General features: G+C 68.7%; 13 protein-coding genes. 6 read left to right on the forward strand and 7 right to left on the reverse strand.

The features are described 5' to 3' along the window. Window positions 1–427 precede the first annotated feature (427 nt). The 3 genes from OG440_RS40115 to OG440_RS40125 are packed head-to-tail and all read left to right on the forward strand — an operon-like array spanning window position 428 to window position 1988. Complete coding sequence (locus OG440_RS40115; protein ID WP_406011639.1) at window positions 428–1225, forward strand: hypothetical protein; 798 nt, start codon at window positions 428–430, stop codon at window positions 1223–1225. After that, the gene (locus OG440_RS40120) at window positions 1225–1662 is read left to right on the forward strand and encodes a hypothetical protein (RefSeq protein WP_331753423.1); all 438 of its coding nucleotides are present in this window, start codon (window positions 1225–1227) and stop codon (window positions 1660–1662) included. Before OG440_RS40115 ends, OG440_RS40120 begins: the two co-directional genes overlap by 1 nt. Beyond that, the gene (locus OG440_RS40125; protein ID WP_331753425.1) at window positions 1659–1988 is read left to right on the forward strand and encodes a hypothetical protein; all 330 of its coding nucleotides are present in this window, start codon (window positions 1659–1661) and stop codon (window positions 1986–1988) included. Before OG440_RS40120 ends, OG440_RS40125 begins: the two co-directional genes overlap by 4 nt. A 224-nt stretch (window positions 1989–2212) precedes the next feature. Here OG440_RS40125 and OG440_RS40130 read toward each other — a convergent pair whose 3' ends face one another. The 6 genes from OG440_RS40130 to OG440_RS40155 form a co-directional block, all read right to left on the reverse strand. Next, window positions 2213–2632: a hypothetical protein gene (locus OG440_RS40130; RefSeq protein WP_331753427.1), complete on the reverse strand. Its 420-nt coding sequence runs from the start codon at window positions 2630–2632 to the stop codon at window positions 2213–2215. 51 nt (window positions 2633–2683) lie between these two features. Next, the gene (locus OG440_RS40135; RefSeq protein ID WP_331753429.1) at window positions 2684–3292 is read right to left on the reverse strand and encodes a hypothetical protein; all 609 of its coding nucleotides are present in this window, start codon (window positions 3290–3292) and stop codon (window positions 2684–2686) included. Between the two features lie 187 nt (window positions 3293–3479). Then, window positions 3480–4112 (reverse strand): hypothetical protein, encoded by a 633-nt coding sequence (locus OG440_RS40140; RefSeq protein WP_331753431.1) that lies wholly within the window; start codon window positions 4110–4112, stop codon window positions 3480–3482. Window positions 4113–4210: 98 nt separating this feature from the next. Further along, window positions 4211–5956, reverse strand: coding sequence for a VWA domain-containing protein (locus OG440_RS40145; protein WP_331753433.1), 1746 nt, complete (start codon window positions 5954–5956; stop codon window positions 4211–4213). A 35-nt stretch (window positions 5957–5991) separates the two neighbouring features. Continuing rightward, entirely contained in the window at window positions 5992–7335 is a 1344-nt protein-coding gene (locus tag OG440_RS40150) for an AAA family ATPase (RefSeq protein WP_331753435.1), read from the reverse strand. Window positions 7336–7858: 523 nt separating this feature from the next. Beyond that, complete coding sequence (locus tag OG440_RS40155; protein ID WP_331753439.1) at window positions 7859–8293, reverse strand: hypothetical protein; 435 nt, start codon at window positions 8291–8293, stop codon at window positions 7859–7861. A 475-nt stretch (window positions 8294–8768) separates the two neighbouring features. Here OG440_RS40155 and OG440_RS40160 point away from each other — a divergent pair, with 475 nt between their 5' ends. After that, on the forward strand, window positions 8769–9206 hold the full coding sequence (locus tag OG440_RS40160) for a hypothetical protein (protein ID WP_331753443.1): 438 nt from the start codon (window positions 8769–8771) through the stop codon (window positions 9204–9206). Window positions 9207–9702: 496 nt separating this feature from the next. Here OG440_RS40160 and OG440_RS40165 read toward each other — a convergent pair whose 3' ends face one another. Beyond that, on the reverse strand, window positions 9703–9906 hold the full coding sequence (locus OG440_RS40165) for a hypothetical protein (protein ID WP_331753445.1): 204 nt from the start codon (window positions 9904–9906) through the stop codon (window positions 9703–9705). A gap of 438 nt (window positions 9907–10344) precedes the next feature. Here OG440_RS40165 and OG440_RS40170 point away from each other — a divergent pair, with 438 nt between their 5' ends. Continuing rightward, entirely contained in the window at window positions 10345–14625 is a 4281-nt protein-coding gene (locus OG440_RS40170; RefSeq protein WP_331753518.1) for a DEAD/DEAH box helicase, read from the forward strand. Next, entirely contained in the window at window positions 14622–15839 is a 1218-nt protein-coding gene (locus OG440_RS40175; protein WP_331753447.1) for a hypothetical protein, read from the forward strand. Before OG440_RS40170 ends, OG440_RS40175 begins: the two co-directional genes overlap by 4 nt. Window positions 15840–16370: the final 531 nt, after the last annotated feature.

Consider the following 16370-nt stretch of genomic DNA (forward strand, 5'->3'; position numbering starts at 1 on the left):
AGATCGAGATTCTGACGGACGGCGCGCATGCCGGGCAGACCGACAAGATCGGCGTGCCGTACACGAGCATGTCCGGGCAGTGGCCGCCGGGCTCAGCCCGTTCGGTGAGAAGCGTTTCACATCCGCTGATCCCTGACGTTCTCTGATGGGTGGCAGAGTCGTTCAGCTGCGCGACGGACCTGGCGAACGACGGAAATCCGGAGGCTTCCCCTCGGTCCTGGAGAACGAGCGAGCCACCGTGACCTGCAACACCGGGTTTCCTCCAAGCGCGCGTCCATCGCCTTCGGCAAACCCGTCGTACGTACGGTGCTTGAGGACGAGGAACGCCCGCGGAGGTGGTGCGGTGACCTCCTGGGTCAACGCACGTTGGAAGCGGTCACGCGGCGACCTCTGCCCCGACCATCAATCCCACACCCAGGAGCCCACCGTGTCTGAACCCACCCCCCAGCGCCTGGCGGCGATCACCGTGTACGGCGACCGGGCCGCCGCCGCACTCCAGCAGGTGACCTCCTACCTCGAAAGGGCCGGGGTCGCACCCGAGGAGTCCCAGGAGTTACTCGCCCTCATCCAGGCCGGCGCCGTCGAGGGCGCGCAGGGCGGCGTCCTCGAGCTCGCCGAGCGGCCGCCCCAGGACAGCACCGCGCCGGCCGGGCAGGGCTGGGCAACTGCCGTGCAGGCCGCGGCCGCCGAGCTCGCGCACATCGCCGACCGCACCATTACCCGCGCCAGGCCGGCCGCCCGGCCCGCGGCGCCAGCAGTACCCCCTGCCGCGAGCTTGCTCACTCCGATCGACGAGGCTTCGCAGGAGCAGGTAGAGCAGGTCCTGGCAGTGGCCGAGCGGATCTTTACCGAGCTCACGGGCCGAGCTGACTACAGCCGTGAGGCGTCGCTGGAGACCCTGTCCGTCGTGCTGACCGCGGTCGCCGCCGAGGACCAGGCCGGCTACGCCGCGCAGCTGGAGGACTTCGCGGCCTGTCACCGTGATCGGCTGACGGAGCTGTACCGCAAGTACGGACCGGGCGGCGAACTGGCCGTGCTGGAGCGCAGTGGACTGATCGACCAGCCGGAAAGCATCGTGATCTGCGAGCGCCTTGACGCCGCACCGATGTGGCTTCAGGGGGCGTGGGACGGAGAAATGGAAGAGTTGATGCTCGAACGCTTCACGGAGCTATGGAGGTTCGGGTGTGACACCCCGCGACGCACCCAACCGTCGAAGCCACGCTGATGGCACAGGTGACGATCGCGGACCTGCTGCGGGTGGTCGCCGCAGTCCCCGGATGGCGCGAGCGTGGATCCAACGGGGTGCGCCTCGTCTACGACGGCAGCTCCGTCGCGCTGTCCACGATCGACCGGCCCGACGACGTGCTTGCGCGGGCGGAGACGCGCGGACACGCCACGCAGGCGTGGGAATTGACCATGTACGCCACCAGCCTGCCGGGCGTACGAATCTGGCTGACCTCGCTCGACGGGGACCAGCTGGTCGACGTGTCCCCGTTCTGGGCCGGCACCCCTATCCTGGTGGTGTTCACCGCGAGCGGTGGGCAAATGGCCTTCCCCGTCATCGACTGCCCGACCGCCCGCTCTGCCGGTAAAGCGGTAACCGTCGGTCATGCCCCGGGCGGGGCCGCTGCCGTGTCCGAGACGGAAGGGACCGCCCAGTGACCTCCGAGCGCGAAGCGATGGTTGCCTTCCTGCGCGGCCGGTATGCCGAGGGCATCCGCATGGCGAACGACATCGCAGGTGTCCTCACCGCCCAGGGAGCCGAAGGCCGAATGGGTCTGACGCCAGCACAGGCTGATACGCAGGCACGGCACGGCGTTCATGCCGCCGAGACGCGCTCTCGCTTCCTCGAGGAGACCGTAATCCCGCACCTGGGGACGGATGGCCCAACGGGGCGGATCGCCGAACTGCAACTCCATCTGCTGGTCGACGAACATCGCGGGGCACCCGGCCATGACGAGCGCTGGCGCCTGCACCCGCTTCCCTGAAGGCCATCGGAAACAGGAGTTGTGTGAAGGCCTGGCGGCCATCACACACGCACTACGCGAAGTAACGTCGCTGCTCGCCGAGTTGGACGCCAACTACTGATCATCCGACTCGGGCAAGGACCAAGCCGGCCCGCGGTGCCTTCGATCCCGGGTTCTCGCGCAGCTTCGGACTCTCCCAGCCTGTGGGGCTTAGGAGCGGTTCACGCTCCTGGGCCCCGAAGGGTTCAGCGGGGCGTGCGCGCAGCCTGGAAGCGCCGGACGACTCCCCGGGCACAGACGCCGACCAGCATCCCGAGCCCGACGATGACGAGCACGCCGAACAGTCGCTCCGCCAGTAGCGATGTGCCCATCAAGACCTGCCACAGGAAGGGCAGCACCAGCGCGGTCAGCCGCAGTGGGCGCAACGTCCGCGACGTGGCCTGGAGGCCCTGAAGCTGCTCCACGGGGTGCGGGGCGGTCGCGAATGCAGTGATGCCCCCGCGTCCGGGAAAGGTGATCGCCAGGCCCGTCAGGAACGGGACGAGCAGTGTGACGACAATGTCGAGCAGGGCGAGTGGCACGAGAGGGTCTCCCCCGGAGGTCAGCAGCAGTTGGCGAAGCGAGATGGCGAGGGGCCGTGTGGATTGCCGGTCGATCTGCGGCATCGGGCCCTGGAGGTGCAGGAGGGCGCCGGCGCGGACCGGTGCCCTGCCCGTTCACTTGTTGGCGAAGCGCCAGATGAACGGGTCACTGTCCTCTCCAGCCCAGTGGACCTCTACCGTCTTCGAGTTCGCCGGGATGAGGTAGGACTCACACAGCGTGTGGCTCTCGCCCCTTTTCCAGCTGTCGATGTCGTAGGGGTCGTCGCAGCCCGGCCCGTCGTCCGTGGCGAAGAGCAGGAGAGCACCGCGCTTGCCGTCCGCCCAGATGGTCGTGCCGTCGCTGGCATTGAAGGTGTCCGTGACCGTCGGGCCGGCCTTGTGGGTGAACTTCACGTGGGCGACCGCGAGGGCCATGCCCTTGGCGTCTTCCTTGTCCGCCACCACCTGCTGGGCCTCGGACTCAGTCCCGACGTCCACCTTCTCGGCAGTCACCTCGTAGGTGACTGTGGTGTCCCCTTCCTTCACCGTGCCCGTGGCGCTCTGGCCCACACCAAGGTCACGGTTGTCAGCCGGTGACGGAGAGGAGACGGACCCTTCGGACGGGCGGGACGGGGATGAACTGGCGGACTCGTCGCTGCCATTGCCGCCACCGCACGCGCTCAGCGCGAAGGCGAGGGCGGCGACGGGCACGGCGAAGCGAACGGCGTTCTGTCGAGTGGGCACGGGGATCTCCTGGCGGTGGGATCGCGGCCGCGTTCAGCGGCCGGACCAGCGGTCAGTGACACCGTGAACCCTCAACCCGGCAGCCTGTGGACAGAGCCCGGTGCTCGCCCCGTCAGCACAGCACCGCTGGCGGTAGCGGTGGACGCCGCTTCGAAGCCCTGGCAGTCGCGGGCAGGCGGCTGGGATCTCATGCGGCGGCATAGCCCAGGGCAGTGACAACCGCGCGGACACATGCGCGTGTGTCTTCTTCGTAGTCGGAGAGCCGAGCGGCGGGATATCCAGGCGCCTCGTACACGAGCGTGACGCCGGTGCCGGTCACCAGCCGCGCCCGCCAGCCGCCGTGGACGCGCACGGCGTGCTCGATGTTGGTGCGGTAGTCGACCAAGACGTACGTTTTCGGACCGCCGGCCGGCTCGAGGTCGCCAGCGATGACGCCCACGGCTCGCCGCGGCTTGCCCGCGAAGCCGGTCTGAATGGGAATCCCTTCGGTGTCGAGCAGGCGGCGCAGCAGCCGGTCTGCGCGGCAGTCACAGGCCTCGAGCACGCACTGCTGCGCTTCGGCCCACGTTCGCAGTGCGAGGAGTGCTTCCTTGAGCGGCGCCATCTCCCGCTGGCCGATGAGCGTCAGGGGATCATCGTCATCGTCGGCCATGTCCCACAGGGCCTCCGCGGCCCGGCACTCGTGCAGCAGCGCATGCAGTTGCAGCCGAATGTGCACGAAACAGGCCGGCACCTTGCCGTTGCCGAGCCCGCCGAGCGCATCGCCCGCGCCAAGGGTCCGGGCAGCCTCAACAGCCTGCGCCTTGTTCTGAATCTCCAACCGTGACAACTCCTTCCAATAACAGTGAGAACAGCCCCGCTCCGGGCCGGAGTCGCGCGTGGGGGTGCTCCGGCCGGAGCAGAGAGGGGGCAAGGCCGTCAGGCGTCGCGGATGGCGGATACCAGGACGGCGGCCAAAGCGCTGGGGATGTCCGAGACCGAGCTGACGTCGACGCGATGCGCGCCGGGAAGCACGTTCGACCGTGGGTCGAGGCAGAACCACAAGACGTGCACCCCTGCGGCCGCAAGGCGCGACAGGACCCGGGCGCCGCCACGGCGTTCCCGCGTCTCCCAGTGCCCGTCGGAGACGATCACCAGCAGCCGGGCGCCATTGGGGCGCGACAGGCCCAGTGCCCCGTCCAGGGCCCGCGCAGCCTCGGTGAAGCGGTGGGTGCCCTGGTTCGCGGAGAACTCAGTCACCTTGGCCGGTGGCTGACCGGGAGCCACGATCGGCGTGACGGAGGACCCGAACGCGACCGTCCCCGCCTTACCCGCCACGGTCCGGGTCCCGTGCGCGAAGATCCACGCCGTCGAGGCGATGACCGAGGTGTACGCGGCCATCGACCCGGACACGTCCACGGCCACCCCCACGGCGACGGGCGGGTCCTCAGAACGCTGTCGGACGATGGAGCGGAAGGGCCGCGCCGTCACCGGGAGTCCCATGGACCGCTGCGCTGCACCGAGCATCGCATCACGGCCTGAGAGGCGGCCCGGCGGCATCGCGGAGGCCACCCGGGTCCGCACCGGTGCGCGGAAGCGAGCACGGTCCAACGTCTTGCCGAGATGCCGGGCTGCGGACCGCTCGTCCGGCCGGGGAGCCCGGCGGCCGAGAACGGGGTTCTCTTCCGGGTCCGGCTCGTCGGACGGGGCGGGAGCGAAGACCCTCTGGGCGGCCTGCCTGGCATCTTCCCGGGCCGACTCCTCCTCGCGGAGTGCCGCCTCCCGACGTGCCGCTTCCGCCTGCCTGCGCTGTACTTCCTGCGGATCTTCCATGGCGCCGGTCGCGATCCGTGCGGAGGTAGAAGCCGCGTTGGTGACGACGGCGACGGCCGCCGAGACTGCATCGGTCTGATCCTCACGACCGCTGCCGTCAGCAGCAGGCTCGCCGGCCGCGCAGCCGACGCCGGGCAGATCGTCGTCCTCGTCGGCGCCGACCACCTCGACCCACCGACGTGCGATGGCGAGCAGGCCCTCCTGGTCACCATCCTCCAGCTTCAGCATCCGGCGCCACAGCGTCCGCAGCTTCGCAAGGTCGGGGGTCCCAAGGACCTTCCTGGTGGCTTCCAGAACGGGCTTCACCTCAACAGCGGTCAGCACGCCTGCGTCGACGCGGGCCAGAACGAGCGCTGCCGCGCTCGCCGCCTGCCAGCGGCTGGACACGGCCGACTCGCGACGGTGGCCCGGCAGCACGATCGTGCTGGCACAGGCCCGAAGGAACACCTGGTCGTCCGGCCGCTCCTGGAGGTGACGCCACTCGATTCGCGGCTCCTCCAGCATCACGGCCGCCCGTTTTACGGCGCGCCCCGTCGAAGGCGGCCAGTCGCCCCAGCGGGTGCTGCGGGCGTGCGCGGCCTCGTGCCCCGCCATGCCGATGATGACCGGGTGCCGCAGACGGCCCGCGAGGCTCTGCGGGTCGACGTCGTCCGGGTGCGTCTCCTCGTCCAGGGCGACCGTCCCGTTGATGGTGACCTTGATCAGACGCGGGTCGAACCACGCCGGTGCGTCGACGGGCCCCTGGCCCCACACCATCGTGAACAGGACGTCGTCTCGGTCAGCGAGCTCGTTGATGATCTCGCCCAGCCGCAGTGACAAATCCCTGCGAGCCTCTGCCAGGTCGGCATCCACCTCCGTGGGCGGCGACTGCCTTGCGTCTGCCTTAATCACCGGCGCCCCCGGGGAGCGCGGGAGCCCAGCGTGAGCGGGACAACTGCCTTATGCCGCTCCCCGAGCACCTCCTTGAACTCCGTGCGGTCCTGCGCCGGGACCTTCCGGAGCAGGCTCGAGACGGCGAACTCCTCACCGAACCGGGCGGCCGTTGCGACGAACGCCATGGCGTCGCGCAGCTGCGGCACCCAGCCGTCGTACGTCCCGAGGTCTGTGCGCTCGGTCAGGTTCTTCGCCACGGTGACGAGCCAAGCCGGCGTGCCCATGTCTGCGGCGAGATCCCAGTCCGTGAGGACCTCGACGTGGTGGTGGAAGCGGCTCAGGAGGGCGTCACTGAGCTGAGCGCCCGGTACATCGGGGTTGTAGGTACCGACGACGAACCACCCGGAACGGACCGGAATCGGGTCGAGGCTCGGGTTCTGAGTGATACGCAGCTCCCGGCGGCTGCCGTCCATGAGCTCGTACAGCACGGCCAGCTCCCGCGGATCGATGAGCGCGATCTCGTCGACCAGGAGCGGAACGTCGTTGACGACGCTTCGCATCAACGGCCCGGGCTGCCACTCGAAGGTGCCCTGCACCGGGTCCTGCACGAAGGTGCCGAGGAAGTCCATCGCGGTGGTCTCGGCGGTCCCTACGATCGTCTCCAGGCCCGAGTGCCGACCGTCGACCGCGTCCATGGCGAAGGCGGCCTCCGCCATGGCGGTCTTGCCGGTGCCCGGCGGGCCGGACAGAAGGACATTCTCGCTGTGGCTGCGCGCGTCGCGCAGGAAGGCCAGGTCCTCGACCCCGCCGAGGAGACGGGGCTGGTAGACGGAGCCGTTGGGGCGGGTCTGCGGGCCCACTGGCGGCAGCGACACAGCAGGGGCGGGGGCGGGCGTACGACGCCGGGGAGCAGCGGACTTACGCTGAGCGGCCGCGTGCGCCGACCGCAGCTTCGACTCCATCTGATCGGCGGCCGAAGGCGCCGGGCTCGCCCCCGTCAGGGTGGCGTGCGTGGTCACCGCCGCGAACCGACTGGCGACATCGCCGATGTTCTCCTTGAAGTCGCCGGGGGCGATCAGATCGGCGGGGATGGTGAACTCGACGAAGTCCCGGCTCAGGTAGTAGCCCTTCTTCTCCTTGGCCCTCGTCAGGTTCACCGCTTCCCTGATGACCTTCTCGGGGTCAGCAGGGTTGACGTTGGTGCCGAGCTGACCGGCCTGGCCCGTGCGCCCGTGACGGGTGAGCATGACCGGACTTGGAGAGAGGACGGCGAAGAACTGGTAGTACTTGTCGCTTCCGCCGCTGTCGTTGTGCAGTTCCCAGCCGTACGCGGTCACCGCATCGCCTGTCGTGGGCAAGGGCGATCTCCTCTTTAGCAAGTGAGCACGCACCCGTGCTGCGGGCCCGCACTGTCGGGGGCTTCCGCTGCTACAGGTGCTGCACAAGGGCGGTGGATCGAGAGAGGGGCGAAATAGGCGCCGCCAGGCAGTGCCCTACGGGGTGACCGAAGGGCAGGCATCGATCCGTGAATGAAACTAATTTACACCGAGAGGCGCCTTGTGTGCAAGTTATACGAGTCGTTAAGGCGGAGTTGAGTTGAGGCGGTGGAAGGTGACTGCGCCAAGCGCCGTACACTCAACGCCCATTCGAAGTGACCGGGATCCAAGAAGGGCCTCAGCCGTGCAGAGACAAACGACGGGTGGCGCAGCGGCTGCCGGCGTGGAGCCGATCTATGCCGACCTCGTCCGCGAGCGCGGCGACGTGCCGGCCGAAGCGCGACGTGTCGCGGACAGGGCGGAGCGGGACCTCAGACCTCTCCTCGACTTCCGCCTGGCGCCGCTTCCTGCGTCCGCGCGCTGATGGGGCGTCCGCGGTGGAACTTCAGTTCTCCAGCACGGACCGAGATCCCACGCCTGCGCAGGAGTTGCGGCTTCGGCAGATGCCTTCGATGAGCCGCATCTGAACCGAGGCTTTCTCGTCCCACTGGCACCGCCGCCGCTCGCGTTCGCGACGCAGATCGCGGTCGATGGGAACGAACGGCGAGCCGGGGAGCCCGGGCCAGCAGTTGCCCGACACCGGATCAAAGATCATGTTTCGGTAGCCGAGCCAGTTTCTGTGGTGACGCTCGCAGAGGTACGAGGGTGCCCGCACGGAGAACCTCTGGTCGGGAGGGTCGAGCTGGTTGGTGCTCATGTGCCGCATGCGGCGCCACTCGGCTCCCTCCCAACGGTTCCACCGGGCACGCACCTCATCGGGGATCGCTTCTCCCAAATAGGTCTCGGGTGCGCCGGGGTGCGTCACTTCAGGCTTGGTCAACAGTCCTCCTGTGGGTACGCCCTGCGGGTCGAGCCTGGAGTGCCCGACCGTGCAGGGCAGGTGTGAATCGCTGGGTAGCGGCACGTCTGGCCAGGAAAAGGATGAGGTTCTCCTCCCTGGGTGAGCGATCATCGCGATGATAAGGACTCGTATAGTTTGACAATAATTGTAGAGATGGGTAAATTATACATCGAGGGGTGGGGGTCGCCCCTCTGAACCATCACGAGAGCGTAGGAGGAACCCGATGGCGATGCGCCTGAGCGTCTACATGGGCAACAAGCCCCGCGCAGTAGCCGCTGTCGGCCTGCGCCGATCGGCCGCGAGTGGATTCCACGCGAGCGGGCCGAAGCGTAAGCGAGACCGGCGGGCAGCCAAGAACGCCGCCATCCGCGATTCGCGTATGGCGGACTGACCCTCACCCAGCCGCCGAGCACTCGCCAGAGCAGACTTTGCCTCCCGAATCAGGAGACTGACCGTGCCGCATTCCGGACTGCTGCCCCTCCCGGGCGTCCTGGACCCGCACAACCCGCTCGTCGACGAGCCGACCTGGACCTACCCGTCAACCTGCGCCGGCGGCGGCGGAGTCGCGCGGCTACGTGTCTGGCCCACGGATCAGAACGGGCACCTCGCGATCGTGACCGAGAAGTCGATGGGCGTCAGCATCACCAACGCCGCCGAGGACATCTACACCAAGCTGGCCGCCGCCCACCCGGGGCCGCTCATTGTGCTTGAGCACTGGCCCGCAGGGGACGGAGCGCCGTACGACCGTCTCGACCAAGTGCACGCCCCCCAGGGAGCTGGGCCTCTTTGGCTCGCCATCTGGCCCGTCCCACCGGAGAACCCCCGCTTCAACGCACACGAGGAGTGGATGCACGCCTTCGGGACCACCCTCCTCACCGCCCGTCGTGCCTGACCCCTCGACTCCAGGAGCCTGTTCCGCGAACGTGACCACCTGACACAAGCTCAGCCCCGATCTCCACTCCGCGGGCTACGGTCCGAGCGACCGCATTGTCCCCCTCCACACGTACTCCACCGATGTTGAAGCGGAACTGCGGCGCGCAGTCGACCTGTTCAACAAGGACGAGGAGTTCCTCGACGGCAAGGACCTGGAGATCGCGGCCGGCTACCGCTACCGCGGCCTCCGCGCCTCCCCCAAAGACCACGGTTTCAGAGCGCTCCTCGACGACGGCGGACCCGCTCGCTGTGGGCGAGCAACGGGAGGCGGATCATCCCGCACACCGGGCCGTCTCCCGTCTCGCCAACCGTGCCGAGGCATCGCGCCCCCTCGGCCACTGGTGGACTACAGGACGACATCCGACGCTGTCACGCGGGAGGGCTCCTTCGCGTGCGACCCGCTCACAGGCCAGGCCGGTCAGGCCCGCACCACGGCGTCGACCATCAGAACGTGGTCATCGAACGGGCCCGCCTGGGCCGAGGTCGTCCATCACCCGCGAACGCAGCCGCCGGTACTGGCTGATCAGCGCGGACAGGGCCTCATCGAACCCCTCCGCCTCCTGCAACGCCTCCTCGGGCAGCACCTCGGCCGTGGCGTAGCCGAGAGCGGGGGTGCCACAGAGGTGGCCGCACAACGCCTCAAGACGGTCCAGGAGCATCGCCCGCCGTTCCTGATCCGGAGTGAGAGCTCTCCACCACGAATACCGTTCGCACGCCGTGGCAGGACGGTCCGGCAAGGACCGGCGAATCGCGGATCCACGCTCCACGAGAGTGACCCACACCGGATGCCTCAGCCGATCCCGCAGCTCCCCAAGACGCTGCTCAGGCAGGCTTGCCGTCGTCACCGCAGTCATGGACGACACTGTCGCACCGAGGACTGACAACCCGTCCGGCCCAAGGCCAGCGTCCGTCCGCGCCCGCCGGCTATCTCCACACCCTGCCGGATTACTGCACTCCAGTCGCCTGTTGAGGCTATTGAGGTCGGCCTGCGGGTCTGCGCTCTATCCACAGCCGCGCGACCCTAGCCTGCCCATGATTCGACCGCCGCTCGCGGGGGAGCGGCGGCATCCAGCGACAGGAAGCAGGAGCTGTTCTTGGTGTTCAGGGGTCAGACGTCCGACAACCACCAGACCGCTCACCTCACTGATCACGACGTACGAGCAGGCCAGAACGCGCCGGATCCACGGGTCGACTGGCGCGCTGGACTCAAAGATGCCGCCGACGCGAAGACCTTCGACGCCGACCTCGCGGCGGCCGTTGAAGACCAGACTCGTCGCGGGCGGCTCGACCTGCGCGAGTTGCGGCAGCTCTTGCTGGAGACCAGCCGCCATCCGGGCTGGCGCCAGGCCAGGACAGCCGCGCTCGCGTACTTGTCCGAGCGCCCAGACACCGCCCAGCGGCTTCTGTTGCTGCACACGCAGCTGGAGTCCTGGCCGCCGCCGGAGTTTCGCGATTGGGTCCACGCTGACGCCCCCCTCACGCAGATGTACGAGGCGAGCGTCCGCATCGGCCCCAGCAGCTCCACCCTCGACGGCCCCGCCCGAACAGCCGGAGGACGCCGCCAGGCTCGACAGCAAGCCGTCCTGGCGCTGCTCGCGCACCTCGCGGGTTGCACACCGGCGAGCGCCTCGCCCCAATACCCGGCCGAGCCGCAGCACGGCCGCTCACCTGACGCACAGCAATCCGCCATGCAGCAGCTCCAGGACCACCAGGCCGCGACAGTGACCGGTCCAGACGGCAACCTTGAGAACGATCTCCTCACACGTGCTGAGCTCGGCACTCTGACCAACGCGGAGGTCCAGCACCTCCTGTTTGACGCAACAGGGCCAGCGTGGAACCGAATCCGCCGCGCCGCCCTGGACTACGTCGCGAAGACCCGCGCCTATGCCTCGACCCTGCTTCACGAGAACGGCGAGCGCTTCGGTGACAACGCCCGCCTCGCCTTCGAAGAGTCCCGTCTCGACGAGGGAAGCGACCGGCAAACCTGCACAGCCGTCGCCATCCTCACCAGCGACTCTGGCACATGGCGCGGGCCGAGGCAGACAGCTAGTCGACGACGATTCGCCCGCCACTACGCGAGTGTGAGCCTGCTCGCGCAGCTGTGCCACCTGCCCGAACCTCGTACCCGTCTGCCTGAGCCGGACCCCGACCCGCTGTTCGCCACGACCCAGGCACAGCCGAACCCGGTGAACGTGCTGGACACACGTGCCCAGCAGGGACTGATTACCCCTCCCACCGCCGAGATCACCAACCGCGCGCCGGGCCAGGGCTACACCTGCACCTACAACTGCCGCTACCGGCCCTCCGACCGCACTGTCACCGCGTCGGGATTCGGTACATCCAAGGACACCGCCCGTCGAGCGGCCGCGCACGCCCTGCTGCGCCAACTTCACCACGCTGCACAGCAGCTCCAAGAGCGCCCTCACGTCCCCAGGGGCCGGCGAGCTGTGAGTACATCGCCGACCACCGCGCGGCCACTGGACACGAACACCCGCGGTTCTGACGCGGAGGCGGACCTCACCAGACTGTCTGCCCAGGACGTCATCGCGGAGGCGCTCGCGGCTGGATGCGCCGTGAGCTTTGCCCCCGCCACCCCCACGCAACCGGCGTCCCTGGTCGTCTACCGGACGGACGGCGCGCCCATGCCGAGCGTCCCTCTTCCCACGCCGCTTGATCAGACCCAGCAGCCGATGCTGCTCCCCGCCACCACGAGCCGCCAGCAGGTGAGCGGCTGGCGTATGCCGATTCGGGCCGCAGTGCCGCTCCTCCTCAAGAGCACCCGACCGCAGGCGTCGTGGCACCCCTCCGCCGAGGTTTGGGCGTACACCGCGCGACTGGCCCTGCACCTCATCGCCGCCGAGCTCGTCTACCCATCCTTCAGCGAGCATGGCACCGATCAGTGGCGGATCGGCCCACTGCCTCCCGAAGCGCAACGCACCGTAGCCGACCTGTCGAAGAACCTGCCCGCCTACGCCTACACCGTCATCGCCGGCAACCAGCCCACCGCCCCCGGCCGAGCAATCACGGCCTTCCTTGACGCGGTGGCCGACACCTTCCTTCGCACGCCCGCCGCGGAACACCTCGCCGGCCAAGCCCCCTACAGCACGGCCACCCCGCACACTGCGCACCAGGACACGAGCCAACTGCGCGACTGGACCGACACTCTCGAAGAGAGCATCGACTCCGGCCCGGTCCCTCCGCTGCAGCTCCACATCGGCGAACCCGACGACACCCACGCCGAACAAGGCCACCTCACCGCACACCTATACCTCACGCGCACCGACAACCGAGCGGCCGATCCAGTACGCGCCAGCCGCGTGTGGGCCGGTACCGCCCGACTGCCCGGCCACGACCGCCACCAACTGGCGCGCCGCATTGCCCGCACCCTGCGCCGCGCGGCGCGTATCTGCCCTCCGCTGGCCGATATGGCCGCCCAGGAACCGCCCACCCGCCTCGCGCTGGACACGGCCGGTGTCAGTGCCTTACTCGAAAACGAAGACGAGCTCGCCACCCACCACATCACCATCGTCTGGCCGCCTCGCCTGCACAGCGCTCTGACCGCGTACACCACCATCGGAGGCAGCACGTCGGCAACCACCTCCGACCAGCGATTCGCGCTCGGAGAGCTGCTCGACTTCCGTTGGCAGATAGCGCTCGACGGTCACGCCCTCACCGAGGCCGAGATGGACGCCCTGGCCGAGGCAGCACGCCCCCTCGTCCGGATCCGAGATCAATGGGCCCTGCTCACTCCGCTGATGGCGCGCCGCCTCAGGCACCGTCAACTGGCCCCGCTGGCCGGCGCGGACGCACTCACCGCGACCCTCACCGGCACCGCCCCCCTCGACGGCCAGGACGTCCCCTGCACACCAGCTGGCGCCCTCGCCCAGGTCGTGAGCACACTGCGCCGCCACACCACGGCAGCCATTGAGACAACCCCCGCTCCCCACGGCCTCGCCGGAACCCTGAGGGACTACCAGGCACGCGCCCTGTCCTGGCTGGTCCATCTGACCAAGCTCGGCTTCGGCGGCTGCCTGGCCGACGACATGGGGCTCGGAAAGACCCTCACCGCCATCGCTTTCGTGCTGCACCGCCACGAGAGCGGAGACGCATCACCAACCCTTGTCGTCTGCCCGTCGTCACTCATCACCACGTGGGAGCGAGAAGCGGCCCGCTTCGCTCCCGGCGTGCCAGTGATCCGCTATCACGGCACCACCCGCCAGCTGGGCCGCCTTCCCGACGGCGCGATCGTCCTCACCACCTACGGCATCCTGCGTGCCAACGACCCCGGCCTGCGCGGCCGGACCTGGGGTCTCGTCATTGCCGACGAAGCACAACACGCCAAGAACCGCGCCTCCGCGACCGCCCGCAGCCTGCGCGCCCTGCAAGCCCGTACGCGCCTGGCCCTCACCGGAACCCCCGTCGAGAACAACCTCAGCGAACTGTGGTCGCTTCTCGACTTCACCAACCCTGGCCTTTTCGGGACCCATCGCTCCTTCCGGGCCCGCTTCGCCAACGCCGCCGAGCGCGACACCACCAGCCCTCAAGCCCGCCAACTGGCCGGCCTCATCCGTCCCTTCCTCCTTCGCCGCACCAAGGCCGACCCGGACATCGCACCCGAACTTCCCGCCAAGGTCTACGCCCAGCGCATTGTCCAGCTCACCTCCGAACAGGCCGCTCTCTACGAAGCCGTGGTCCGAGAAACCATGGACGCTCTCAGCGGCGCCACCGGCATCCGCCGCAAGGGACTCGTCCTCAAGCTCCTCACCGCCCTCAGGCAGATCACCAACCACCCCGCCCACTACCTGCGCGAACAGCCGCCCACAGCCGGCCGTGCCGTTGAGTACGCCACCCGCTCAGCGAAACTCGCCGCCCTCGACGACGTCCTCGCCCAGATCCGTGACCAGCAGGAAGCCGCACTAATTTTCACCAGCTACGTCACCATGGGTCGACACCTGCAGGCCCACCTCAGTCACCGCGGGATCCCGTCAGAGCTCCTGCACGGCCGCCTGGACGTCACCGAACGCCAGCGCCTCGTCGATGCCTTCCAACGCGGCGACAGCCCGGTCCTCATCTGCTCCATCAAGGCCGCAGGCACCGGATTGACCCTCACCCGGGCCAGCCACGTCATCCACTTCGACCGGACCTTCAACCCTGCCGTTGAAGATCAGGCAACCGACCGAGCCCATCGCCTGGGCCAGACAAAGACGGTCACGGTGCACCACCTGCTGACCGAAAGGACCGTCGAGGACCGAATTCACGACCTGCTCGATCACAAGCGATCCCTGCACGACGCCGTCCTCCAATCCGGGGAACGCGCCCTCGCCCAGCTCACCGATCAGGAACTCGCCGACCTCGTCACCCTTGGAGACTCCCGATGACCGCCGCCACCCAACCCAGCACGGACGCCTGGCGCCGCGCATGGCTGGGCGCTTTCCAGACAGCCGCACCTCTCAGCCCCGTCGTCCAACAAGGCCGCCAACTCGCCGACAACGGAGCCATCACAGACCTGAGCATCGCTGCCGGCGCCATCACCGGCCACCCACACCCGCCAGCCCGCGCCCGAGCCATCCGGCCCCGCATTAACGTAATGACACTCAACGACACGGAATGGGACCGCATCGGCAGAGCGATCGCCGCGCACCCCGACCTGGCCGACTCCACGCGGAACGGCATCCTCAGCGACGAACTCCTCGCACCCGACAACACCGGGGGAGTCGCCCTCATCCCCCACGCCCGGGAGATCGCCTTCACCTGCGCCTGCACCAAGCCGCCCAGAACATGCGAACACACCACCGCCCTCGGCCATTTGACGGCGGACCACCTCCTTACCATGCCAACCGACTTGCTCACCCTCCGCGGCGGCTCACTGCACCTGCTCACTCAGCACCTGCGCGCCCACGAACACGCGGCCCGGTCCCCACGCCGGAACCCACCCACCCCACGAAGGACATCCCCAGCAACCAGCACCGCTCGAACCCAACCAACGCGCAGTCACCGGCCGACCCTGCCGCCACTGCCGAAACTCACCTCGCCCAGCACCACGGCGCTGGCAACGATCAAAGAAGAACCACCAGCCCCCGCACCACCGCTGTCCATCCTGCGCGCCATCGTCCAGGACGCCGCCCACAGGGCCCAGGAACTGCTCAAACAGCCGCAACACCACTCGGAGCTCGACCCCTATACCGATCTCGTGCGCCTGGCCTCCACCCCACACGGCGCCCCCCACTTGGCGGCGATCGCTGAACAGCTCGGCCAAACACCCTATGAGACGCGCCGCCTCGCCGACGCCTACACCCACGGCGGCACAGCCGGCGTTGCTGTCCAGCTCCATCGGACGGCCGTGGCCCCCGAGACCCTCGCGGCCGCCGAAAGCTGCATCCAGCCACTCCGTCCAGCCCCGCTGACCGCCGTCGAGCGCGACCACAACCACCTCACCGATCCGGCCGCGCGAGTCCAGCTCCGCTACGGCCCGGACGCCCACTGGCACCCCTACTCCGACCGGCACGGGACCTGGTGGCCCGCTCCGGGACACCACCTTGACCCGGCCCTCGCCTACCGTGCAGCACTGGCCGCCAGCCGCTCCCGACGGTGAACCGACGAGCGGAGCAGCCGGCCCGGTCAGAAGCTGTCCACTGCCCCGCTGTGGCAGGCCCCCGGAAGCGATCACATGTGCGCCAGCGTGCGCGTCCCCGTCCCGGGAACCGACCAGCTGGTGTGGGCCCAGATCGACCCGGAGCCGTTCGAGGGACGCCCGTTGTTGAGCCAGGCCGCAGCTGCCAGGTTGTGCCGATGGTCGATCGACTGGGAGCGCAGGGACCGCTCGAAGTTGTACTACAAGGGAGGCCGTTCCCCGAGCATCGCGGCCGCACGCTGGGAAGCCCAATGGGTAATACGACGGCTGCTCACCGACCCGTACCGGGCCAAGAGTCCCACGACGGGCGAACCCTGATCACTCCCCGCTGAACATGAGTGGCGCAACGATGCCCCTGAGGAGATTGGCGACGTTCGACAGGTCCGGGTGGGGGAGAAACCCGTTGGGCTCCGGTAATTGGCGGACGCTAGCGTTCGGTGTCCGCAGCAACGTGCTCCGACGGTCTGAGGAGAGTGGGAGCAACATGGGGAC

It is taken from the genome of Streptomyces sp. NBC_00637 (genome assembly GCF_045161545.1).
Taxonomy (GTDB): domain Bacteria; phylum Actinomycetota; class Actinomycetes; order Streptomycetales; family Streptomycetaceae; genus Streptomyces.